Annotated in this window: 15 protein-coding genes; 4 read left to right on the top strand and 11 right to left on the bottom strand. The window is 72.8% G+C overall.

Annotated features, from left to right (window positions below; all coding sequences use genetic code 11):
• Window positions 1–43: 43 nt before the first annotated feature.
• A complete protein-coding gene (lpdA, locus tag ACLQ28_RS28210; protein WP_425689287.1) occupies window positions 44–1,435 on the bottom strand; it encodes a dihydrolipoyl dehydrogenase in 1,392 nt (463 codons plus the stop codon).
• A 178-nt stretch (window positions 1,436–1,613) separates the two neighbouring features.
• Between lpdA and ACLQ28_RS28215 the strand changes: the two genes are divergently transcribed.
• Complete coding sequence (locus tag ACLQ28_RS28215) at window positions 1,614–1,943, top strand: hypothetical protein (protein WP_425689288.1); 330 nt, start codon at window positions 1,614–1,616, stop codon at window positions 1,941–1,943.
• Between the two features lie 47 nt (window positions 1,944–1,990).
• On the opposite strand, the gene ACLQ28_RS28220 is transcribed toward ACLQ28_RS28215, so the two are convergent.
• Entirely contained in the window at window positions 1,991–3,565 is a 1,575-nt protein-coding gene (locus tag ACLQ28_RS28220) for a leucyl aminopeptidase (RefSeq protein ID WP_425689289.1), read from the bottom strand.
• Between the two features lie 162 nt (window positions 3,566–3,727).
• On the opposite strand from ACLQ28_RS28220, the gene gcvT reads away from it, so the two are divergent.
• Complete coding sequence (gene gcvT / locus ACLQ28_RS28225; RefSeq protein WP_425689290.1) at window positions 3,728–4,858, top strand: glycine cleavage system aminomethyltransferase GcvT; 1,131 nt, start codon at window positions 3,728–3,730, stop codon at window positions 4,856–4,858.
• Window positions 4,859–5,023: 165 nt separating this feature from the next.
• Here gcvT and ACLQ28_RS28230 read toward each other — a convergent pair whose 3' ends face one another.
• The 4 genes from ACLQ28_RS28230 to ACLQ28_RS28245 all read right to left on the bottom strand — a co-directional run bounded on the left by ACLQ28_RS28230 (window position 5,024) and on the right by ACLQ28_RS28245 (window position 11,394).
• The gene (locus tag ACLQ28_RS28230) at window positions 5,024–6,313 is read right to left on the bottom strand and encodes a DUF2314 domain-containing protein (protein ID WP_425689291.1); all 1,290 of its coding nucleotides are present in this window, start codon (window positions 6,311–6,313) and stop codon (window positions 5,024–5,026) included.
• Between the two features lie 71 nt (window positions 6,314–6,384).
• Window positions 6,385–7,158 (bottom strand): adenosylcobinamide-GDP ribazoletransferase, encoded by a 774-nt coding sequence (locus tag ACLQ28_RS28235; RefSeq protein WP_425689292.1) that lies wholly within the window; start codon window positions 7,156–7,158, stop codon window positions 6,385–6,387.
• Complete coding sequence (locus ACLQ28_RS28240) at window positions 7,148–9,100, bottom strand: bifunctional adenosylcobinamide kinase/adenosylcobinamide-phosphate guanylyltransferase (RefSeq protein WP_425689293.1); 1,953 nt, start codon at window positions 9,098–9,100, stop codon at window positions 7,148–7,150. The genes ACLQ28_RS28235 and ACLQ28_RS28240 overlap by 11 nt, the downstream gene beginning before the upstream one ends.
• A gap of 422 nt (window positions 9,101–9,522) precedes the next feature.
• The gene (locus ACLQ28_RS28245) at window positions 9,523–11,394 is read right to left on the bottom strand and encodes a protein kinase domain-containing protein (RefSeq protein ID WP_425689294.1); all 1,872 of its coding nucleotides are present in this window, start codon (window positions 11,392–11,394) and stop codon (window positions 9,523–9,525) included.
• Between the two features lie 141 nt (window positions 11,395–11,535).
• On the opposite strand from ACLQ28_RS28245, the gene ACLQ28_RS28250 reads away from it, so the two are divergent.
• The gene (locus tag ACLQ28_RS28250; protein ID WP_030337978.1) at window positions 11,536–11,736 is read left to right on the top strand and encodes a hypothetical protein; all 201 of its coding nucleotides are present in this window, start codon (window positions 11,536–11,538) and stop codon (window positions 11,734–11,736) included.
• A complete protein-coding gene (locus ACLQ28_RS28255; protein ID WP_425689295.1) occupies window positions 11,736–12,533 on the top strand; it encodes a site-2 protease family protein in 798 nt (265 codons plus the stop codon). Before ACLQ28_RS28250 ends, ACLQ28_RS28255 begins: the two co-directional genes overlap by 1 nt.
• A gap of 85 nt (window positions 12,534–12,618) precedes the next feature.
• Here the strand turns inward: ACLQ28_RS28255 and ACLQ28_RS28260 are convergent, their stop codons facing one another.
• From ACLQ28_RS28260 to murA, 5 genes are all read right to left on the bottom strand, one after another.
• On the bottom strand, window positions 12,619–13,617 hold the full coding sequence (locus ACLQ28_RS28260) for an aldo/keto reductase family protein (RefSeq protein WP_425689296.1): 999 nt from the start codon (window positions 13,615–13,617) through the stop codon (window positions 12,619–12,621).
• Between the two features lie 44 nt (window positions 13,618–13,661).
• Window positions 13,662–18,317 carry a WG repeat-containing protein gene (locus tag ACLQ28_RS28265; RefSeq protein WP_425689297.1) on the bottom strand — a complete coding sequence of 1,552 codons (4,656 nt, stop codon included), beginning with the start codon at window positions 18,315–18,317 and terminating at the stop codon, window positions 13,662–13,664.
• Between the two features lie 384 nt (window positions 18,318–18,701).
• Entirely contained in the window at window positions 18,702–19,262 is a 561-nt protein-coding gene (locus ACLQ28_RS28270; protein WP_425689298.1) for a helix-turn-helix domain-containing protein, read from the bottom strand.
• Window positions 19,263–19,424: 162 nt separating this feature from the next.
• Window positions 19,425–20,018, bottom strand: a complete 594-nt coding sequence (locus tag ACLQ28_RS28275) for a DUF3043 domain-containing protein (protein ID WP_425689299.1) — start codon at window positions 20,016–20,018, stop codon at window positions 19,425–19,427.
• Window positions 20,019–20,131: 113 nt separating this feature from the next.
• Window positions 20,132–21,487: a UDP-N-acetylglucosamine 1-carboxyvinyltransferase gene (murA, locus tag ACLQ28_RS28280; protein ID WP_203177790.1), complete on the bottom strand. Its 1,356-nt coding sequence runs from the start codon at window positions 21,485–21,487 to the stop codon at window positions 20,132–20,134.
• Between the last annotated feature and the right edge of the window lie 173 nt (window positions 21,488–21,660).

Consider the following 21,660-nt stretch of genomic DNA (forward strand, 5'->3'; position numbering starts at 1 on the left):
TGGTGGGATCTTCGCCCGTCGCCGGACGCCGCGGTTTAAATGATCAGGCGTGCGCGTGCAGCGGCTTGCCGGCGAGGGCCAGGTGCGCCTCGCCCAATGCCTCGTTCTGGGTCGGGTGGGCGTGCACGAGCTGGGCGACCTCGGCCGGGTAGGCCTCCCAGTTGTAGATGAGCTGCGCCTCACCGATCAGCTCACCCACCCGGGCGCCGACCATGTGCACGCCGACCACCGGGCCGTCGTTTACTCGAACCAGCTTCACGAAGCCGGTGGTCTTGAGGATCTGGCTCTTGCCGTTGCCACCGAGCGGGTAGTTGTACGACTCGACCTTGTCGGCGCCGTACTGCTCCTTGGCCTTCGCCTCGGTCAGACCCACCGACGCCAGCTCCGGGTCGCAGTAGGTGACCCGCGGGATGCCGACCTCGTCGATCACGGCCGGGGTCTGCCCGGCGATCTCCTCGGCAACGAAGATGCCCTGCTGGAAGCCCCGGTGCGCGAGCTGGAGACCAGGCACGATGTCGCCGACCGCGTAGACGTTCGGCACGCTGGTGCGCAGCCGCTCGTCGGTCAGCACGTAGCCGCGGTCCATCTTGACGCCCTGCTCCTCGTACCCGAGGTTGGCGGTGTTCGGGCCGCGACCCACGGCGACCAGCAGCAACTCGGCCTCGATGGCCTCGCCGCCCTGAATGGTCAGCTTGACGCCGCTCTCGGTCTTCTCGACCTTCTCGAACGGCTTGCCGACCTTGAAGTTGATCTTCCGCTTGCGGAACGCCCGCTCCAGCGCCTTCGACGACTCCTCGTCCTCGGCGGCGACCAGCCGGGGCAGCGCCTCGACGATCGTCACGTCCACACCGAAGGACTTCCACACACTGGCGAACTCGACGCCGATGACGCCGCCACCCAGCACGATCACCGACGACGGCACCCGGTCCATCGTGAGCGCGTGGTCGCTGGTGATGATCCGCTCGCCGTCGACCTCCAGGCCGGGCAGGCTCTTCGCGTACGAGCCGGAGGCCAGGACGATGTTGCGGCCGGTGTAGCGCTTGCCGTCGACCTCGACCACGTTCTTGCCGACCAGCTTGCCGTGGCCCTCGACGATGGTGATCGCCTTGTTGCCCTTCAGCATGCCCTGCAGGCCCTTGTAGAGGCGGGCGATCACGCCGTCCTTGTACGAGTTGACCCCGGCCATGTCGATGCCGATCAGCTCGGCCTTCACACCGAACTGCTCCGACTCGCGGGCCTGGTCGGCGATCTCGGCCGCGTGCAGCAGAGCCTTCGTCGGGATGCAGCCGTTGTGCAGGCAGGTGCCGCCGAGTTTGCCCTTCTCGACCAGCGCGACCTTCAGGCCGAGCTGGACGGCGCGCAGCGCGGTCGCGTAGCCGCCGCTGCCACCTCCGAGGATGACGATGTCGAAGGTTGCGTCGTTCGGCTCGCTCACGCTCAACTCCCAGGTCGCGTCACTGCATCGGGGGTCCCGGAGGTGTAACACAGACACACCCCACCTCGGTCATCTTGTCACCACTGGGCACAGGGTGCGTACTGAGGTGCCCAACGACACGTCATCGACACGTACCCTTGGCACCGTTGTCGATGACGCAACGTGGGGGAGATGTCCGGTGGGGTTGTTCCGGCGCCGCAAACAGGCGGCTAGGCCGAGCCATGACCGTGTCGCCGATCGGGGCGACCTGGACCATCTGGAGAACTTCATTCGCAGCCGGCGCGGCGTCGAGGCGTACATCGAGCCGCAGACGACGGTGACGCAGACCACGGTCATCCTGATCGCCGACGACGGAGAGTGGACCCGCCGGCGCATCGACGGCCCGGACGGCGCCCGACGCTTCGCGTACCGGATGGGCGTCCCGGTGTACGACGTCCGACTGATGGGCTACCCGCAGCGGATGCGCGACTTCAACGAGCGCCGCAAACGTCGACCCGAGCGGTACTGAGATGTGCGGAGGGGCCCCCACAACGGGGGCCCCTCCGATTACTTCCGTCAGCCGTTGGCCGCGACGTCCTCGACGAGCTGCACCAGCGTGCGGACCGGGACGCCGGTGCCGCCCTTGGTCCAGTACCCGGTCGGCTCGCCGGAGTGGTAGCTCGGCCCGGCGATGTCGATGTGCGCCCAGGCCACGTCGTCGGTCACGAACTCGCGCAGGAACACCCCGCCCTGCAGCATGTGACCGGCCCGGTCCATCCCGGCGTTGACCTGCGAGATGTCCGCCACATCGGACTCCATGCCCTTGCGTACGTCCTCGGGCAGCGGCATCGGCCACGCGGGCTCGCCGACCGCGTCGCCGACCACCTGGACCCGCTCGCACAGCTCCGGAGTGCCCATCACGCCGGCCACCCGCTTGCCCAACGCGATCACCTGGCCGCCGGTCAGGGTGGAGGTCTCGAACAGGTAGTCGGTGCCGTCCGCACAGGCGCGGGCGATGGCGTCGCCCAGGACCATCCGACCCTCGGCGTCGGTGTTGAGCACCTCGACCCGCTTGCCGTTGAACATGGTGATCACGTCACCCGGCCGGTAGCTGCTGCCCGACGGCATGTTCTCCGCCATCGGCAGGTAGGCGCTGACCGCCACCGCCGGCTTCAACGCGGCGATCGCCAGCATGGCCGCGCCCACCGCGGCGGCGCCACCCATGTCGGACTTCATCTCCCACATGCCCTGCGCGGGCTTGATCGAGATGCCGCCGGTGTCGAAGGTGATCCCCTTGCCGACCAGCGCGACCCGCTTGCCGTTGCCGCCATCCTGCGGCGTGTAGGTGAGCTTCACCAGCCGCGGCGGGGCCTCCGAGCCCTGCCCGACCGCGACGATGCCGCCATACCCGCCGGCGGCCAGCTCCGCCTCGTCCAGCACCTCGACACCGAGGCCGGCCTCGCGGGCAGCGTCGGCGACCGCGTCGGCGAACGACGGCGGACGCAGCTCGTTCGGCGCGGTGTTCACCCAGTCCCGGGTGAGCCGGACCGCGTCCGCCACCACCTGCGCCCGGGTGACCTCCGCCAGGGCGCCCGCGTCTCCGGCGTCCGGCACCGCGATGAGTACCTCGGCCACCGGCTCCCGCCGGGTCGGCTGGGGGCGGGTCTTGTAGCCGGCGAACCGGTACCCACCGAGCAGCGCACCCTCGGCGACCCCACGCAGCTCAGCCGACGCGTCCGCGTCGTCCGGCAGCGGCAGAGCCAGCGCGACCTTCGGTGCGCCCGCCAGGGCCCGGATCGCCGAACCGGTGGCCCGGCGCAGCGTCTCCGGGGCCGGTGCGGCACCCGACGGCTCCGGGCCGAGCCCGACCGCGGCCACCAGCGGGGCGGTCACGGTGCCCAGCGTGGCCAGCTTGATGACCTCACCCGGCCCACCGGTCGCGCCGAGCAGCGCCAGCGTCTCGGTCAGCTTGCCGTCGAAGGCGGCGGCGATGCTCTCCGCGCCGCTGGCGAGCAGCAGGGTGCCAGCGAGGCCGCTGGTGGCGCCCTGCTCTCCGGGCTGGCTGTGCACGCCGATCACGATCGCGTCGACGGCGAGCTCGGCCGGGTCGGTGTCGACCAGGCTCAGGTTGGTGGTGCGGGGTGATGTCACTGAAGCTACTCCGGGCGGGCCGGGCCGGTCGCGGCATCGCGTACCAGCGGTGAAGGTCTCCGGCGGACCGTACCCGCCGGACGTCATGGCTGTCCCGCCGACAGTGCCAGCGGGCTCCCGCCGATGCTAACCAGCGACGTTGCCCCCGGTAAGTTGCCACCCATGACCGACGTGACCTACGACGCCGCCGCGACCCGGCTGCGCCGTTCCCCGCTGCACGAGCGGCACATCGCCGCCGGCGCCAAGTTCGCCCCCTTCGGGGGCTGGGAGATGCCGCTGGAGTACGCCGGCGGCGGGGTGCTCAAGGAGCACACCGCAGTGCGTACCGCGGTCGGGGTCTTCGACGTGTCGCACCTGGGCAAGGCCCGGGTGAGTGGGCCCGGCGCGGCCGACTTCGTCAACGCCTGCCTCAGCAACGACCTGGGCCGGATCGCTCCGGGCCGGGCGCAATACACCCTCTGCTGCGACGACGCCACCGGCGGTGTGGTGGACGACATCATCGCCTACCTGTACGCCGACGACCACGTCTTCCTCATCCCGAACGCGGCGAACACCGCCGAGGTGGTGCGCCGGTTGCGCGCCGCCGCGCCCGCGCAGGTCACCGTCACCGACGAGCACGAGGCGTACGCCGTGCTGGCCGTGCAGGGCCCCCGCTCGGCCGAGTTGTTGGCCGCCCTCGACCTGCCCACCGAGCACGGCTACATGAGCTTCTCCGCAGCGAGCCTGAACGGGGTGGAGCTGACCGTCTGCCGTACCGGCTACACCGGCGAGCTGGGCTACGAACTGGTGGTGCCGGCGGAGCACGCGGTGACCGTCTGGGACGCGCTCGCCGCCGCCGGGAAGACGTTCGAGCTGCGGGCCTGTGGGCTGGCCGCCCGGGACACGCTGCGTACCGAGATGGGTTACCCGCTACACGGGCAGGACCTCTCGGAGGACATCACCCCGGTGCAGGCTCGCTCCGGCTGGGCGGTCGGTTGGGACAAGCCGGCCTTCTGGGGCCGCGACGTGTTGCTCGCCGAGAGGGCCGCAGGCCCCCGGCGTACGCTGCGCGGCCTGGTGGCCGTCGACCGGGCCATTCCGCGGCCCGGGATGACCCTGCACCTCGGCGACAAGCAGGTCGGCGAGGTGACCAGCGGCACCTTCTCCCCAACCCGCAAACAGGGCATAGCGCTGGCCCTCCTGGACACCGACGCCAACCTCCGCGAAGGCGACGAGGTCGAGATCGACATCCGAGGCCGCCGAGCCCCCCTAACCGTAACAAAACCCCCCTTCGTAACCCCCTCAGTGAAGTAACCCCCCGCCCCCTGTCCCCACCCTGGCCCGCCGCCCCCAAAACCCTGTTGATCATGAGGTTATAGCCACGACACGCCGACGGCGGTGGCAATAACCTCATGATCAACGCGGGGGGCCGGCGGGGGGCCGGCGGCGGGGAGCCGGGGGTAGGGGTGGGGACAGGGTTTAGGGGGTTGGGGGTTCGCCGGAGTCTAGGACTGCTTGGGTCCAGCCGCCCTCTATGACGCCTGTCGCGTCCAGGACTGCCCAGTCGACTACTTCGGTTGCGTCCACCACCACGGGGGCGCCGATGCGCACCGCCGGGTCGGTGGCGGCGTCGCTGGCGCTCACGCCGACGATCCGCTCCGCGGTCTCCCACGAGGTGACGCCCGCCCAGACGTACTCCGGGCCGTCGTCGCCGGGCAGGCCGTACTTGACCACGAGCTGCGACTCGGCGGGGAGATGGCCTGCCACGAACCGGGTGCGCGCGTCACCCAGCGCAGCCCGCGCGGTGGCGACCGCCCGGCTCATCGCGTCACCCGAGCGCGCGTAGCGCACGTCTGGTTGGATCCCGGAGAACAGGGTCGCGCAGGCCGCGGCGTAGTAGCGCCCGTCCGGCCCCGGGTGTCCGGCCGGTGGGCGCAGGCTGAGGAACGAGTCGGCCTCCGGGTCGGTGGCCGGGTCCAGTTCCAGGCGCAGCAGCACCGGGGCGGTGGCACCGTGCTGTTCCGGGTTGCCGTACGCCACCGCGATGTCGTGCCCGGTGACCGTGGCCAGCACCGGCAGCTGCACGAACGCCGGCACCTCCTCGCCGGTGAGCCCGTCGGTCCAGTCCCGCAGCAGCCGGCGGGCCGCCCCGGTCATCACCGCACCCCAGGCGCGGGTGAGGTGGTCGGGCACACCCTGGGTCTGCAACTCGAGCAGCCCGAAGCGGCGCAGCCCCTTGGTGGTGAACCACAACCCTTCGGTGTCCGAGGAATACGGCACCAACACCCAGTCGACAAGTCGGATTCGGCCCTGCTCGTCGGGGAGCGAGCGCAGCGCGGTCGCCGGGTCGAGGAACTGCAGGCCGAAGACGTCCACCACATCGCCGTCGACGGATTCCGCCACGGCGGCCGCGACTGCCCGGGCCGCCCACTCGTGCGCGGGCGGCCAACCCGGCCGGTATTCGGCCTGTACGACCACCAGGTGGGTCGCTGCGGCCAGTCGGGCCAGCTGTTCCTCGGTGGCGCCGAACGCGGTGAGCAGATCCGGCGGCAGCTCGGGGAAGTCGGCGATCGGCCGGGTGTCGACGCTCATCAGCGGGCTGTCCAGCATCTGCCGGGCCAGCCCGTGCACCGGCTCGGCCAGCCGGCCGGTCAGCGCCGCCACCGCGGTCTTCGCACTGACCTTCGGCAGCCCCGCCATCGGCACCAGGTAGGTCGCGCTGAGCGACTCCGGCACCGGTACGGGCAGGAAGTCGTCCGTGATGAGCATTTTTGGGGTCCCCCACGGTGGCCGGCGCCGGTGCTGTCGAGCCGAACGCTACCCGGCCCGCCGCGCCCGGTTCAGCCGGACAGCACCAGACCCAGGTAGACAAGCGTGGTGACCACCTCGACGGTCGCGCCGAGGACGTCCCCGGTTATCCCGCCGAGCCGTCGTACCACGTGGGTCAGCAGGCCTGCCGCGACGGCGAGCGCGGCGGCGACGGCCAGCGGCCCCTGCCACGGGCGGTCCGGCACCGCGGGCACCGCCAGCAGCGCGACGGCGACCGCGCCGACGGCCAGTGCCACCGGGCCGACCGTGCCGGCCACGAGCGCGCCGAGCCCGTCCGGCCGGGCCGCCGGCACTCCCCGCCGGCAGGCCACCGTGACGCCGAACCGCCCGGCGGCGGTCGCCACGACCACCGCCGGGAGACACGCGGGCCAGGACCGTCCCGCCAGGTCGGCGAGCGCCGCCGCCTGCACCAGGAGTACGACCACCAGGGCGACCACCCCGAACGGGCCCACGTCCGGCTTCTTCATGATCTCCAGCGCGGCTGCGCCCCGCCGGTACGAGCCGAGCGCGTCCACGGTGTCGGCCAGCCCGTCCAGGTGCAGCCCGCGGGTGAGCAGCGCGGCGGTGCCAACCGTCACACCCGCGGCCACCAGCGGGGGAGCGAACGTGCCGGTCAGCAGCAGCACGCCGGCCAGCAGGGCGCCGAGCAGCGCGCCGATCGCCGGGGCGAGTGCCATCGCGGTGCCGGCGACCGGGCGGTCGATTCGGCCGGCTCGCACCGGCAGCGTGGTGAAGGTGGTGACCGCCAGCCGGGTTCCCGCGAGGAACCGTGACTCAGCCGGCACGCCAGCCCGACGCCGGCTGCTCGTCCGCCCCGGTGCTGGCCGGGCCCGGACCGGCCGGCTCCGGCTCGGTGAAGTCGGGCTCGGCGAACTCCGGCGCGGTGAAGTCGGGCTCGGCGTAGGCCGGCTCCGGCTCGTCGGGGGCCGGGTTTGGCTCCTCGTCACCGCCGAGCGACGGGTGGACCGGCAGCGCGGCGGCCAGTGCCAGCACCGAGCGCAGCAGCGGGAGCGCGGCCAGCGCGTTCGCACCTTCGCCGAGATCCAGCCGCAGGTCGAGCAGCGGGGTGAGACCGAGCACGTCGGCGGCGAGCCGCACCGCCGGATGCCCACCGTGGTCGGCGAGCAGGCACCAGTGCCGTGCCTGCCCGGCCAGGTCGCGGCTGACCATGCCGGCGGCCAAGCCGACCGGCCCGTCGAGCAGCACCGGCACCCGGCGGGCGGTGGCACCGAGCAGCACACCGGTGGCCACCGCCACGTCGCCGCCGCCCAGCTCGGCCAGGATGTCCTTGGCGCCGCGCGGCGAACGGCGGGTGCGGTGCAGGGCGTCACGTACCGCCGCGCAGCGGAGCATCCACGCCGCATCGTCGATCTCGCCAGAGTCGGTGATCACCCGGCCCAGCACGGCGGGCGGCTCCGCGCCCGCGGTCGCCGCGAGCACCGCCGCGGCCGCCGCCTCGGTGCCGGCTCCGCACGCCCCCAGCACCAGCAGCTGTACGCCGGCGTCGGCGGCCTGCTCGGCCAGACGCCAGCCGTAGCGCAACGCGGACTCCACCTGCTCAAGCGAGAGCGCCGGCTGGTCCTCTATGGGCGCGGCGGTCGGAGTGTCCACCACCTGCAGGCTCGCGCCGCTCTCGGCGGCCAGTCGCGCCAACGCGCCCCGGCCGGCGCGGGCCTGCGCGGCCCGGCGTGCCGACTCACCGGCGACGGTGCCGGCCGACGACCCGCCAGCGTGGTCGCCGTGCAGCAGCAACACCCGCACCGGACCCCAGGCTTGCGGGGTCGAGGTGCCCTGGGTGGCGGCGGCGAAACCGACCACCCGGTCCAGCACACCCAGCCCGGCACCCGGTACGTCCAGCGTGGCCAGTCGGTCCACCGCCTGCGGGCCCGCGTACTCGTCGGGCATCGGCAGCTCCATGCCCTGCTGGATGACCAACCCGGTGGCCACCATCGGCAGCGCCATGGTCGGCGCTGCCCAGGGGTTGCCGGGCTCCTGGTTCGGCGCGACCGGCGGGGTGTGGGTCAGCACCTCGGGCAGCTGCACCTCGGGGGTGGGCTCGGCGTCGTCCAGGCTCGCCACGACCGGTGCGGTCGCGGTTGCGGGAGCCGCCGGTGCGGTCGTGGTTGCGGGAGCCGCGGGTGCGGTCGTGGTGGCGGGAGCCGCCGACGGGATCGTGGTGGCGGCCGGCTTCAGCCAGACCGGCTGGCCGGCGACCACCAGCGCCACCGCGTCGCATGCGTCGGCGACCGCGCGGTTGGCCGCGCCCAACGCGTCGGTGAACGCCCGGCCCAGCGGGGTCGTCGGCACCAGCGACAGCCCCACCTCGGGGCTCACCAGCACCACCCGCGCCGAGCAGGTGCGGACCGCCTCGGCCAGCTCCGCGATCGTCGCCACGTCGTCGGCGGGCTGGTGATCCGGGTCGAGCAGCACCGTCACCCAGCCGCCCAGGTCGTCCACGAGCAGCGTCTCGTTGGGCTCGGCGGACGCGAGCACGTCGGCCAGCCGGCGTGGCTCAGCGGCGGTCTCCTCGGTGGTCCAGCTGCCCGGCCTGCGGGCGCGGTGCGCGGCCAGCCGGGTCGCCCACTCGGTGTCCTCCGGGTCGCCCTCGGGCGCGGTGGCGAGGTAGCGGACCACCGGCGCGTCGGTGACCAGCGACTCGGCGAACTCGGACTTGCCGGACCGGGTCCCGCCGAGCACCAGGACCGTGTTCCACCCGTCTACGGACATGCCCGTACCTTAGTTCGCTGGCTTCGTGTCTGGGCACGTCGCCCCAGCCCTCCCGAAGATCGAAAGCCCGTCCGGCGTCCGTTGCAGGCCAAAGGCCCACTTTCGGGAGCCGATACCCCCAGCGGGTACCGATTGCGGCACGTCGTTCCGGCGCCTCTCCGGCTCGTGATCTCGACCTCTGAGTGAGGCCAATCGACCGAGGCCGGATGACAGAGCCCTGGGCACCCTCTCGCCTTGATCAATTGATGAAAAGTAGGTGTCAGGGGCAGCTCGAACCTACTTTTCATCAATTGATCAACGCATGCCGTGCTGGTCATGATCGCTGCCGTCATCTGGTTGAGCGTGGTCACGGCACCCACCCGAGAAAGCGGACGAAGGCCGCCGGTGCTCGTGGTGCCTGCCGGCCCGGCGCTCGCCGTTGTTCAGTCGCAGTGTTCGAACCCGCTGCCGTAACTGACTCCGCCGGTGGCGCCGCCCCACTTCACGCATGTTCCGGGGGCGCTGGCCCGCACCGGCCCGGCGTAGTAGTCGAAGGACCCGCTGTCGGTGCTGCGGGCCCGCCCCTGCACCTCCAGGTACGCCGAAGCCGCCGTTTTCGTGCCGACCGCAGTGTCCTTGAGGGTGACCACGCAGTTGGTGCCGGTGCCCGCGTGGTACATCAGGAAGACCCGGCCCCTGCGGTGGCCGTCGCCGCCGGTCAGCGTCGCCGAGTCGATCACCTGGTAGCCGCTGCCGCACGCCTGCGCCGCCGTGAACGGGTTGGGCCGGCTGGCCGCGCTGCCGGTGGGCGTCGGTCGGCTGCTGGCCTTTCCGGTCGGTGTGCTGCCCGGCGTCGTGGCGCGCGGCTCCGGAGCGCCGGTCGGTGCGTCGGTCGGGCCGCCGGAACCGGTCGGTGCGGCGGACGCGGTGCGGCTGGCGTCCGGGGTGCCGCTGGCCGGAGGTCCCGAGGTGCTCGCACCTCCGCTGTCCTGCGCGACGTCGTCCGGGGCCGCCGCCGATCCGCCGGCCAGCGCGGGCGGGCGGTCCGTCCCACCCGACTCCTGGCCGGGCCGCAGAGCCACCACGGCCACCGCGATCAGCGCCACGAGAGTGACCGCGCCGGCCCCGATCAGCAGTTGCCGGCGCCGGCCGGACGACACCTCCCGGTACACGTCCTCCCGGGTCGACCCCGACCCGGTCACCGGCGCGGCCGCGAAGCCCGCCGGCGTGCGCACGGCAGCGGCCCCGACCGGCGCGGCCCCGACCGGCGCGGCCCCGACCGGCGCGGCCCCGACCGGCGCGGCCCCGATCGGCGCAGGCTGCCCGGTCGGCGTCGCCGCGGGCGCGGGCGTCGGTGCGGCCGGCGGCGCGGGAGCGGGGATGGGCGGCGTAGCGACCGGGGTGGCCGGAAGAGCCGATGGCGTTCCGGGGGTGGGTGCGGCCAGCGCCCACGGAGGGCGGGCGGAGACCGGGATGCTCGCCAGGGTCGAGTCGCGGGCATCGGCGGCGGCAGTGGCCATTTCAGCGGCGCTGCCGAACCGGTCCGCCGGGCTCTTCTCAAGCGCGCGGGTGACCACGGCGGCGACCGCCGGTGGGGTGCCCTGCGGCAGTGCCGCCGGCTCCTCCTGCGCGTGCCGGAGCGCCACCGCCAGCGGGTTGTCGCCGTGGAAGGGCGGCTGCCCGGCGAGGCAGAAGTACGCCACCGCGCCGAGCGCGTAGACGTCGGTGGCGGCCGAGACCGGCTGGCCGGTGGCCTGCTCGGGGGACATGTACGAGGCGGTGCCGAGCACCATGTTCGCGGCGGTGAGCCCGGCCATGCTGCGGGACCGGGCGATGCCGAAGTCGACGAGCACCACCCTGCCGTCCGCCTTGACCAGCAGGTTGCCCGGCTTCACGTCCCGGTGCACGATGCCGGCGAGGTGGGCGGTGTGCAACGCGTCCGCGGCCTGCGCCAGCACCGACATCGTGGTCGCCGGGTCCAGCCGCCCCGCCGCGCGCACCCGTGCGGACAACGGCTCACCCTCGACGTACTCCATCACCAGGTAGTCGACCTGGCCGCCGTCGGCGAGCGCGGCCTGCCCGACGTCGTGCACCGCGACCACGCCGGGATGCCGCAGCGCGGCCAGCATCCGCGCTTCGGCCCGGAACCGGGCGGTGAATTCCTGGTCGGCGACCAGCGACGGCAGCAGCACCTTCACGGCGACCTCGCGTTCCAGCAGCACGTCCGTGCCGCGCCAGACCGCGCCCATCCCGCCTGTCGCCACCCGCTCGCTCAGCCGGTACCGGTCACCGAGCAGCACTCCCCGAGTCAGCACCGAGACACCGTACCGGTCGACGCCCGGAAATGATCCACCCGTGGATCTCGCCGGGGCGAGCGAGCGGCCGTTGCGCGCCGGGCCGACTACGCTGGCGAGGGTTCGTCCCACGGGGACTTCAGCGGCGAGGGGAGACGCGGCATGGCGTGGAGCTGGCGGTACGAGGGCACGGACGGTCAGACGGTCGAGGGGCCGGCGGAGTCGTTCGGCAGCCAGGCCGACGCCGAATCCTGGATCGGTCAGACCTGGCGGGAGCTCGCGGCGTCCGGCGTCACCTCGGTCGCGCTCGTGGAGGACGACCGGGTGGAGTACCGGATGAGCCTGCTTCCCACCGCCGAGTGATGGCCTACGACCGGCCGGGCGGCGACGGGCTGGTCCTCGGCGTACCGAAGGCGGCGTTTCGGCCCAGCCCGGTCTTCCTCGGCCTGGTCGCCCTCTTCGTGGTCAGCGGGGTGCTGGCCTGGAACGGTTACGGCAACGTCCGGTTCGACGTGTTCCTCTTCGTGGTGTCCGGCTGGCTGGTCTCGCTCTGCCTGCACGAGTACGCCCACGCGGTGGTCGCCTACCGGGCCGGTGACCGGGACATCGCCCACCGCGGTTACCTGACGCTCAACCCGTTGAAATACACCCACCCGCTGCTGTCGATCGTGCTGCCGGTGGTGGTGGTGCTACTCGGCGGCATCGGTCTGCCTGGCGGCGCGGTCTGGGTGGACCGGCACGCCATCCCGGGCCGACTGCGGCACACCCTGGTCAGCCTCGCCGGCCCGGCGACCAACGTGTTGTTCACGCTGGTGCTGGTGGCGGCACTGCGGATCGGCATTGAGTCGGGTGGCCCGGTGGAGTTCTGGGCAGGGGTGGCGCTGCTGGCCTTCCTGCAGCTCACCGCGAGCGTGTTGAACCTGCTTCCGGTGCCCGGCCTCGACGGCGGCAACATGATCCAGCCGTGGCTCAACCCGCAGTGGCGCAAGATGTACGACCTGTTCGCCCCGTACGGTTTCCTGCTGCTCTTCGCGCTGCTGTGGAACCCGCGCATCGGCGGCTGGTTCTTCGACGTGGTCTTCGCGGTGGGTGACCTGCTCGGTCTGCCCTCGTGGCTCTACGCCACCGGCCTCGACCTGATCCGCTTCTGGCAGAGCTGACCGGGCCCGGCGACGGGCAGAGCTGAGCTGACCGGACCCGGTCCGGACGGCGCGAGAGGTTCGCGCCGGCCGGACCGGACTGGCGTCAGGGACGCTGCGCGGGGGACTCGGTCTTCGCCGGGTCCCGCTCGGTGACCGGCTCGACGATCTCGTCGATCGCCTTGAGCAGCGCGGCGTCGAGCTTGACCCCGGCCGCCTTCACGTTGTCGTGCACCTGCTCGGGGCGGGACGCGCCGATGATCGCCGACGAGACGTTCGGGTTCTGCAGGACCCACGCCACGGCGAGCTGGGCCATGCTCAGCCCGGCCTGCTCAGCGAGAGGCTTGAGCTGCTGAACTCGGGTGAGTACGTCGTCGCCCATCCAGCGGGAGATGAAGTTCGCGCCCGACTTCTCGTCGGTGGCGCGGGAACCGGCCGGCGGCGCCTGCCCCGGCAGGTACTTGCCGGAGAGCACGCCCTGCGCCATCGGCGACCAGACGATCTGCCCGATGCCCAGCTCCTCGCTGGCCGGCACGACCTCAGCCTCGATGACCCGCCACAGCATCGAATACTGCGGCTGGTTGGAGACCAGCGGGATGTGCAGTTCCCGGGCGAGCGGGTGGGCGGCACGCAGCTGCTCGGCGGTCCACTCGGAGACGCCGATGTAGTGCGCCTTGCCGGAGCGGACGACGTCGGCGAATGCCTCCATCGTCTCTTCCAGCGGGGTGTGGGTGTCGTAGCGGTGGGCCTGGTAGAGGTCCACGTAGTCGGTGCGCAGCCGGCGCAGCGAGCCGTTGATCGACTCCATGATGTGCTTGCGGGACAGGCCACGGTCGTTACGGCCCGGCCCGGTCGGCCAGTAGACCTTGGTGAAGATCTCCAGGCCTTCGCGGCGCTCGTTCTGCAACGCCCGGCCGAGCACGTCCTCGGCCCGGGTGCCGGCGTACACGTCGGCGGTGTCGAAGGTGGTGATCCCCGCGTCAAGGGCGGCCCGGACGCAGGCGAACGCGGCGTCCTCCTCCACCTGCGAACCGTGGGTGATCCAGTTGCCGTACGAGATCTCGCTGACCATCAGGCCGGAGCGGCCCAGGTGTCGGAATTCCATGTACCGACCCTAGCTCTAGTGGATCACCATCGTCGACCGATAGCTCAGAGCACCGGATTAGCGTCGGTGAGTAGTCGGTCGATCTCGGCCAGAACTTCGGCGCGATCACGGTGCACCGGGTCGATCAGGGGCTCGCCGCGTCGGTCCAGTGCACCCCACCGCCCGCTACCACTGGCGGCCAGGAACGCCACCGGGTGGATGACCAGCATCGCGTGCGTCGGCGGAACCAGTACCGCACCCGTGCGGTCCACCACACCGCGCCGGCCGGCCACGTCGACCACGGCGAGCCCTTCATCGGTGAAACCGTCGATCTGCTGGCCGTCGGCCAACTCGGTGACGAACGCGTGGTAGCGGGTGGGCACGACGATCCGGCCGGTCCGGTCGACCGCCCCCCACCCCTCGCGCCGAACGGCGGCCAACCCGCGGCGGAACGGTCGTACCTCGGCGAAGTTGGGCGCGACCTGCACCGCGCCGGTCGCGTCGATCGCCGTCCAACCGCCCTCGCCGACCACCCAGGCCAGACCGTCGCTGAAGGGGTGCGCCGCCCGGAAGGACGGCGGGATCACCGTCGTACCGAGCAGATTGATCAGCGACCACCGGTCCGTGTCCGGCCGGCGGACCCAGGCCAACCCGTCGTGGAAAGGCTGCGCCTCGGCGTAGCGGGCGGGGATGACCAGGTCGCCGTCCGGGCCGGTGTAACCCCACAGCGGCCCGTCCCGCTCCGGCAGCGGGGGCCGGTCACGGTCGAGCACCTCGTCGCGACCTCGGCGGTACGGCCCGAAGCCGTCCGCCGTGGCCCGGACGGTGACCGCGTCGAGGGCCACCCGGACCCGGTCCAACAGTTCGGCGTCGGCGGCGCCGCGCAGGTCCAGCGCCTGCTCGAAGTGCTGGCAGGCCTCCATGAGTCGACCCTGGTCGTAACACGACCGCCCGGCGTGCTCGTGGAGTGCGGCCCGTAACCGGTCGGGCAGTTCGACCGAGTTGGCCTGCGCGAAGAGTTGGTCGGCCTCGGCGAAGTTGCCGCGCCAGCGCAGGACGTGGGCCAGCCGGGCCTGGGCCAGCGCGGTCCGGCGCAGCTCGCCGGTGGCCTCGGCGTAGGTGAGGGCGAGTCGACCATCGGCCAGCGCGTCGTCGAGTTCGCCGAGGATCCGCGAGGTCACCGCCCGCAGGCTGAGTAGCCGGGCCCGGGCCCGGTTGTCGATTGCCGAGCCCAGTTTCTCGGTCAGCCGCCGCCGGATGGCCCGCAGGTCGTCCGGCTCGGTCAGTTCCTCCCGCAGGGTGACCGGGTCCAACCGCCAGCGGTACGCCGCGAGGACCTGCTCCGGGTCGCCCGGGTCGGCCAGTGACGGGCGGGTCACCGGCGGCGGAGCGTCGCCGGGTGGTGCGGAGACGGGCACGTTCTCCCCACGCGAGCCGGTCCTCGGGCCGGGGACGGGTGATGCGGGTGGCGCGGCCGTCGGCACCGCCGACGCGGGTGGTGCGGAGATGGGGGCCGCCGGCATGGGCGTGGGGGAGGCCGGCGGTGCGGAGACGGGCGCTGCGGCGGTCGGTGGCGTGGACGCGGGTGGTGCGGAGATGGGTGCTGCCGGCATGGGCGCGGGGGAGGCCGGCTCTGGTGACGCGGGAGGCGCGGACACCGGTGCTGCGGATTCGGGTACCGGGGTGGTCGGCGGCGCGGACACGGGTGCTGCGGTCGGCGGTTGGGTCGACAAGGGAGGCGCGGACACGGGTGCTGAGGGCACGGGTGTCACGGAGGCGGGCTGTGCCGGTCCGGGAGGCGCGGAGACGGGTGCTGGCGGTGCGGAGACGGGAGGCGCGGAGACGGGTGCTGCGGCGGGTGCTGGCGGTGCGGAGACGGGTGCTGGCGGCGCGGAGATGGGCGCTACGGTCGGTGCCGGGACCGACGGTCCAGGGTCGACAGACACCGGCGGGGCCGAGACGGGCGCTGCCGCGACGGGAGGGCTCGCGTCGTCGTCCGACGTTTCGAGTGGGGCCGGCAGCGCGAGTTCGCCCGACCAGTCGTCGGCTCGCCAGCCGTCCGTCGGTCCTACGGTGCTCGGATCGTCCTTCGCGTCAGCCGGTTGCTCGTGCGACGCGGCGTCGTCCGTTGGGTCGTGCTCAGCCGAAGTGGTGTCCCCGCCGGGACGAGCGACGATCGGTTGGTGGTCGACGGCGGTGGCGACTTCGGTCTGGTGGTACGGCAGCGCGGTGGCAGGTACGCCGGAGACAGGTCGGTTGTCCTCCACCAGGCCTGGCCCGACGGTCGCCTGTGCATGCTCGACCAGGTCGTCCGCCCATGCGCGGGGAGCGCCGGAGGTCGGGCGTGCGGGCAGCGCGGAGAGCGGCTCGGGGGTGTCGGCCGGCGACGACCTGCCTACGGGCTCGTCGGCCAGGTCGCTATGGACGTCGGCGTTCGGTGTCGACGGCTCCGCGTCCGCTGTGGATGGTGGAGTGGAGAGGTCGGGGCCGCCGGCCGTCGACTCGTCGTCGGCAGTCTCGGCCGACTGTCGGTCCGGCGCAGGCTCGCCCAGGTCGGAATCGGCCGGCTGAGCGGGGCTGAACCAGGCGTCCGGCCCACGGGTGTCCGGGACCTCCTCCGGCGTTCGAACGGGGGCGACCGGCCCTTCCGAGGGTGGCGGCGGCACGTAGCGGCGCGGTGTCCCAGGGGCGAGCGGGAGGACCACCTCGGCGTCCTCCACCGAGGGCTCCTGGGCCGCAGGGGTCGGGGCCGCAGGGATTGGGGCCGCAGGGGTCGGGGCCGCAGGGGTCGGGGCCGCAGGGATTGGGGCCGCAGGGGTCGGGGTGGGCCGGGCCGCCAGGGGGTCCGGGACCTGCCACGTGGGCGGCGGCGCGACCGGCGGACGTGCGTCCGCCGTCGGGGTCACCCGCTCCGGCGAGTGCGGGCGCTGCGGCGTGGCCGGTCGATGGTCGGCTGGGCGGCCCCCGTTGTCCGGGCCGGGGTAGCGCGGCGGTGGGGCGGGGTGCGCCCCGGCAGTCGGTGCCGGTTCGGTCGGTGTCCTGCGACCAGGCGACGGGACATCCGACCGCTCGTCGGCGATCGGCGGGTCTACTGGCGCGGGCAGGTACTCCAGCCGAAGGCGTGCGGCAGGTGGACCCGAGATGGGCACGTCGGAGGCGGGGGAGACCGGGGCGGCCGACACCGGTCGGTCTGGGCCGGGCGCAGCGGGGGAGACGGGTGCCGGCGACACCGGTCGCTCTGGGGAGATCGGCGGGACCGGCACGGCGCGGCCCGACGTCGGCGGTGCTGGCGGCGCCGTCGCGGCTGGGCGCACCGGTTGCTCGTCGTACCGGGACGGGGTGACCGCCGGTCGCTCGGGCCGGGCGCTCGGCCGTGGCGGGACGCCCGGCTCGCCGCTGCGGTGCGGGTCCGGCGTGCGGTGCGGGTCGGGCGTGCGGTGCGGGTCCGCGTTGCGGTGCGGCTCGGAGCGGTGGTCCGGCTCGTGGCTGCGGTCTGGGCGCAGCGGACCCGGTGGTGGCCAGGGCAGGCTGCCGTCCGGCCGGTGGCCGGGCTGCGGCCGAGGCTCGCGGTACCCGTTGTCGCGAGGCCGGTCCTCGCGGTACCCGTTGTCGCGAGGCCGGTCCTCGCGGTACCCGTTGTCGCGAGGCCGGTCCTCGCCGTACGCGTTGTCGCGACGTCCGTCCTCGCGGTACGCGTCCGGACGGGCCTCCTCACGGGGACGCCGGTCCGGGTACGCCTCGGCGCGAGCCGCGGTCTCGCGGGGCTGCTGCCGGTGCGGGTCGGTGTCGGGCCGACGCCTGTCGTCGTCGCGGCGGGGTTGTTCGGGCATGTCCGGCTCGGGCCGGTGCCGTCGTCCGCCGTTGGGGGACTGTGCTGCGCCGGTCACCTCGTCCGCGCCGTAGCGCCGTTCCGAGTGGCGGACGTCGTCGGCGGTCCGGCCGTCGTGGTCCCGGGTGGGTCGTACGCCGTAACCGTCGCCGGGGTGCCGCTCGTAACCAGCGGCGGGTCGCTCCTGTGTGCCGCGTCGACGCGGCACGTCGTCCGGCTCTGGCACCCAGCCGGAAGGCTCTGGCAACCAGCCGGAATCGGACCTGGGCGCGGGGGAGACCGGCGGCGTGCCCGGGTAACCCCGGTCCCACTCGGTGGGCTCCTGTCGCGGTCGGCGGCTGTCGTACCGCTCGGAGGTGGGCTGGTCCCGGTGCCAGGCGGCCTCCCGCGCCGGTCCTCGCTCCTCGGCGGGTCGTCGGTCGGACCAGGCGGTACGCCGGTCCGACTCGGGGGAGCGGCGGTCGTCGCGGCGGGGCGGCTCGGGTAGTGGCCGGCGGTACGGCTCGTGGTCGTAGTGGCGGGAGTCGGCGCTGTCGGGTCGACCGTAGGCGGATGCGTCGGCTGTGCGCTCGTCGGAGCGGGGTCGGCCGTAGGCCGGTGTCTCGCCCGGCTCGTCGTCCACCCAGGAACGGGTGTGGGGTGCTGCCTCGGCCGGCGGTTCGTCGGCCCAGGACCGGCCGAGGTAGGTGCCGTCCGGGCGGGTGGGCGCGAGCGGCGGCACCTCGGCTCGGCCGGTCACCGTCGCCCGGCCGCGCGGTGGCGGCTGTTGGGGCCTGCCGATGTCGCCGGGGTAGCGCTGGCCGGGGAATTGGGGGTGCCACTCGGTGGTCGGTTCGACAACCCAGGACGGCTCGTTCGGGTCTGGCCACCGGTCGGTGTAGCGGCCGTTCATCGGCCGAGCCCGTCGCCGCACCCGGCCACTCGGCCGACTCTCGCCGTGAGTGAGCTATCCGCAGCCGACGCAGGGTGACCGCCGGGCGTCCGGTCGCCGCCTGCCACGCCCCGGTGGCCGGCTCGCGTCCGCTCGCTCACGCGTTGTCACCTCGTTGCAAATTGTCGCGCTGGGGCCTCGCGTGCCGGTTGGGTCGCCCGCTCCGGCAGGCCGTGGCTGCGGATGGAGGGTAACGGCGTGGGCTCGCTCACCGCCACTGTGGCACCGCCCACGGACGCAAACGTTATCCCAATGGTTTCGGACATTTGGTCATATAACCCAATCCGGTCACCGACCATATCGCATTCGACGGCCGCCTTGCCCCGGCGGGATCATCGCCCTCGGTCAGGGATGCTCCATGATGAGGACGGCGAACGTGCCGGGAGCGAGCGCCTCGTAGCGGTGCGGGGCGTCACCGGGGAACGTGACGTAGTCGCCGGGGCCAAGTTCGACGGAAGCCGTCTCGGGGCCGACCCGCAGCCGGCCTGCGGCCACCACCACATGTTCGACGCTGCGCGGGGTGTGCCCGTCCGCGGCTCGAACCGCGCCCGGCTCCAGCTCGATCAGGTAGACGTCCCGGCGCAGGTGTGCCGCCCCCGCGCTGAGCAGTGTGCCGGTGAAGTCGGCCTGCTCGGAGCGGACCCGAGGCCCGTCCCCGGCTCGGATGACCCGTACGCCGTCGTCGTGGGGCTCCACCAACCGGCTGAAGGGCACGCCGAGTGCCGCGCCCAACGCCCAGAGCGTCTCCACGCTCGGGTTGCCGGTGCCCGACTCGAGTTGGGAGAGCGTGGACTTGGCCACCCCCGCCCGGCGGGCGAGTTCGGTAAGCGAAACGCCGACCCGTTCCCGCTCCCGACGCAGGGCAGCGGCAATGGTGGCCAGCGGCGCGGTCGGTTCCGGAGGCATGCGTTCGCTCCATCGGATCAACGTTCGTTGCGACGAACAGCACCAGCCTGTTCAGCATGATGAACCATGCGTACGTTACAACGAACAGCGATCGTCCGGACGCTTCCCGGCGTGCTTGCCCTCCGGGCGCAGCAATGGCTGCTGGCAGCCCGCCTCAAGCGGTCAGACCTTGTCGCCGAGCTTGACCTGCGGGGCGGGAGCGCGCATCCGCCGGAAGGTGATCGACCGCATGATCGCGTAGAGGAAGAGCGAGCCCATCCGCTGGTCGGTCTTCGGGAAGCGTTCCCGGACCAGCCTGCTGATCTTGCGGCAGATCAGCACCGAGTCGACTACCACGCCCAGCGCCAGCGCGCCCCAGAGCACGTTGGAGACCAACCGGACCACCGGTGGCATCGCCGCGTTCGAGCCGATCAGCACGATCAGCGCGCCGCCGAAGAACCAGGTGCCGACGGTACGCCGTGAGTCGACCACGTTGCGGGCCAGCAGCCGTTCCGGGCCACGGTCGCGGGGGCCGCCCTCGCGGCGGAACTCCGACGCGGCCTCGGTGCGCAGTTGACGACGGCGTTCCCGCTCCTCCTCCTTGGTGAGGGGGCGGCTGGGGCCGGCCGGGCGGCGGCCGACGGTCGGCCGCTTCGGCGTCTCCCGACCCTTGGCGGGCGTGTAACCCCGGGAACGCTCGGCGGTCTCTTCGGCGGTTACGGAGGAGACGGCCTCGTCGACGAGGTCACTGGACTTGCGGCGAAAGAGCGACGGCACGCGGCAAGGGTAGCCAACGGTCCGCGCCCGGTGCACATCGCGGTACACCGGGCGACGGCTCCAGGTCGCAGTGCGACCTGGAGCCGTCGTAGCCGAACGATGGGTGACCGAGGTTACGGACGCTCGGCGTGCGCGCCCAGGTCGGCGAGCTTCGCCTCGAAGTCCTCGTAGCCCCGGTTGATCAGGTCGACGCCGTATACCCGAGAGGTGCCCTCGGCCGCGAGCGCCGCGATCAGGTGGCTGAACCCGGCCCGCAGGTCCGGGATGACCAGGTCGGCGGCGTGCAGCTTGCTCGGCCCGGCGATCACCGCGGAGTGCTTGAAGTTGCGCCGGCCGAAGCGGCACGGGGTGCCGCCGAGGCAGTCCCGGTAGACCTGGATGTTGGCGCCCATCGAGTTCAGTGCCTCGGTGTAGCCCAACCGCTGCTCGTAGACCGTCTCGTGGACGATCGACAGGCCGCGGGCCTGGGTGAGCGCCACGACCAGCGGCTGCTGCCAGTCGGTCATGAAGCCGGGGTGCACGTCCGTCTCCAGCGCCACCGCGTTCAGCTCGCCGCCCGGGTGCCAGAAGCGGATGCCGCCCTCCTGGCCCGGGTCGCCCAGCTTCGGCGCGCGCGCGTCGGTGACCTCGTACTCGCCGCCGACCGAGCGGAAGATGTTCAGGAAGGTCATCATGTCGGCCTGCTGCGCGCCGAGCACCTCGACGTGACCGCGGGTGGCCAGGGCAGCGGCCGCCCAGCTCGCCGCCTCGATCCGGTCCGGGATCGGCCGGTGGGTGTAGCCGTGCAGCTTTGGCACACCCTGAATCTCGATCACCCGGTCGGTGTGGACCTTGATGATCGCGCCCATCTTCTGCAGGATGCAGATCAGGTCGATGATCTCCGGCTCCACCGCGGCGTTGCGTAGCTCGGTGACGCCCTCGGCCATCACCGCGGTCAGCAGCACCTGCTCGGTGGCGCCGACGCTCGGGTACGGAAGGGCGAACTTGGTGCCGTGCAGCCCGTTCGGCGCGGACAGGTGCAGACCCTCCGGCCGCTTGTCGACCGTTGCGCCGAACTCCCGCAGCGCCTGCAGGTGGAAGTCGATCGGGCGCGGGCCGATGTGGCAACCGCCAAGGTCCGGGATGAACGCGTGCCCGAGCCGGTGCAGCAAGGGGCCGCAGAACAGGATCGGAATCCGGCTGGAGCCGGCGTGCACGTTGATCTGATCGGTGCTGGCGCTCTCCACGTTCGCCGGGTCGAAGACGAGCTCGCCGTCCTCGGCGCCGTCGGTGACCTTGACGCCGTGCAGGCCGAGCAGACCCCGGACCACCTCGACGTCGCGGATCTTCGGCACGTCGAACAATCGGCTCGGGCTGTCGCCGAGGAGCGCGGCGACCATCGCCTTCGAAACCAGGTTCTTCGCGCCGCGCACGCGGATCCGCCCTTCAAGCGGAGTGCCTCCGTGTACGACCAGGACGTCGTCGGTCAACGCAACCTCCAGCGCGTCGGTGCTGCCGTGTTGTTGGTGGGGAGCCTTAACGTCGTCGCTACCCCGGATGCGGCCAAGTCGAAACGGCCCGCGTGTGTCGTCGCTCCGGCAGCATAGCCCTCGGTGACGAAAAAGGACTCGGTCACATTGGCGTGTGTGGCATTAATCGGTGA

It is taken from the genome of Micromonospora sp. DT201, assembly GCF_049841575.1.
GTDB lineage: Bacteria > Actinomycetota > Actinomycetes > Mycobacteriales > Micromonosporaceae > Micromonospora.

Bases quoted from the DNA above. Each gene is read 5' to 3' on its own strand.
- ACLQ28_RS28230 (WP_425689291.1), bottom strand. From the start codon at position 6,313: ATGCTCATCACGGACGACTTCCTGCCCGTACCGGTGCCGGAGTCGCTC.
- ACLQ28_RS28260 (WP_425689296.1), bottom strand. From the start codon at position 13,617: ATGGAATTCCGACACCTGGGCCGCTCCGGCCTGATGGTCAGCGAGATC.
- ACLQ28_RS28265 (WP_425689297.1), bottom strand. From the start codon at position 18,317: ATGAACGGCCGCTACACCGACCGGTGGCCAGACCCGAACGAGCCGTCC.
- ACLQ28_RS28255 (WP_425689295.1), top strand. From the start codon at position 11,736: ATGGCCTACGACCGGCCGGGCGGCGACGGGCTGGTCCTCGGCGTACCG.
- ACLQ28_RS28250 (WP_030337978.1), top strand. From the start codon at position 11,536: ATGGCGTGGAGCTGGCGGTACGAGGGCACGGACGGTCAGACGGTCGAG.
- ACLQ28_RS28240 (WP_425689293.1), bottom strand. From the start codon at position 9,100: ATGTCCGTAGACGGGTGGAACACGGTCCTGGTGCTCGGCGGGACCCGG.
- gcvT (WP_425689290.1), top strand. From the start codon at position 3,728: ATGACCGACGTGACCTACGACGCCGCCGCGACCCGGCTGCGCCGTTCC.
- ACLQ28_RS28270 (WP_425689298.1), bottom strand. From the start codon at position 19,262: ATGCCTCCGGAACCGACCGCGCCGCTGGCCACCATTGCCGCTGCCCTG.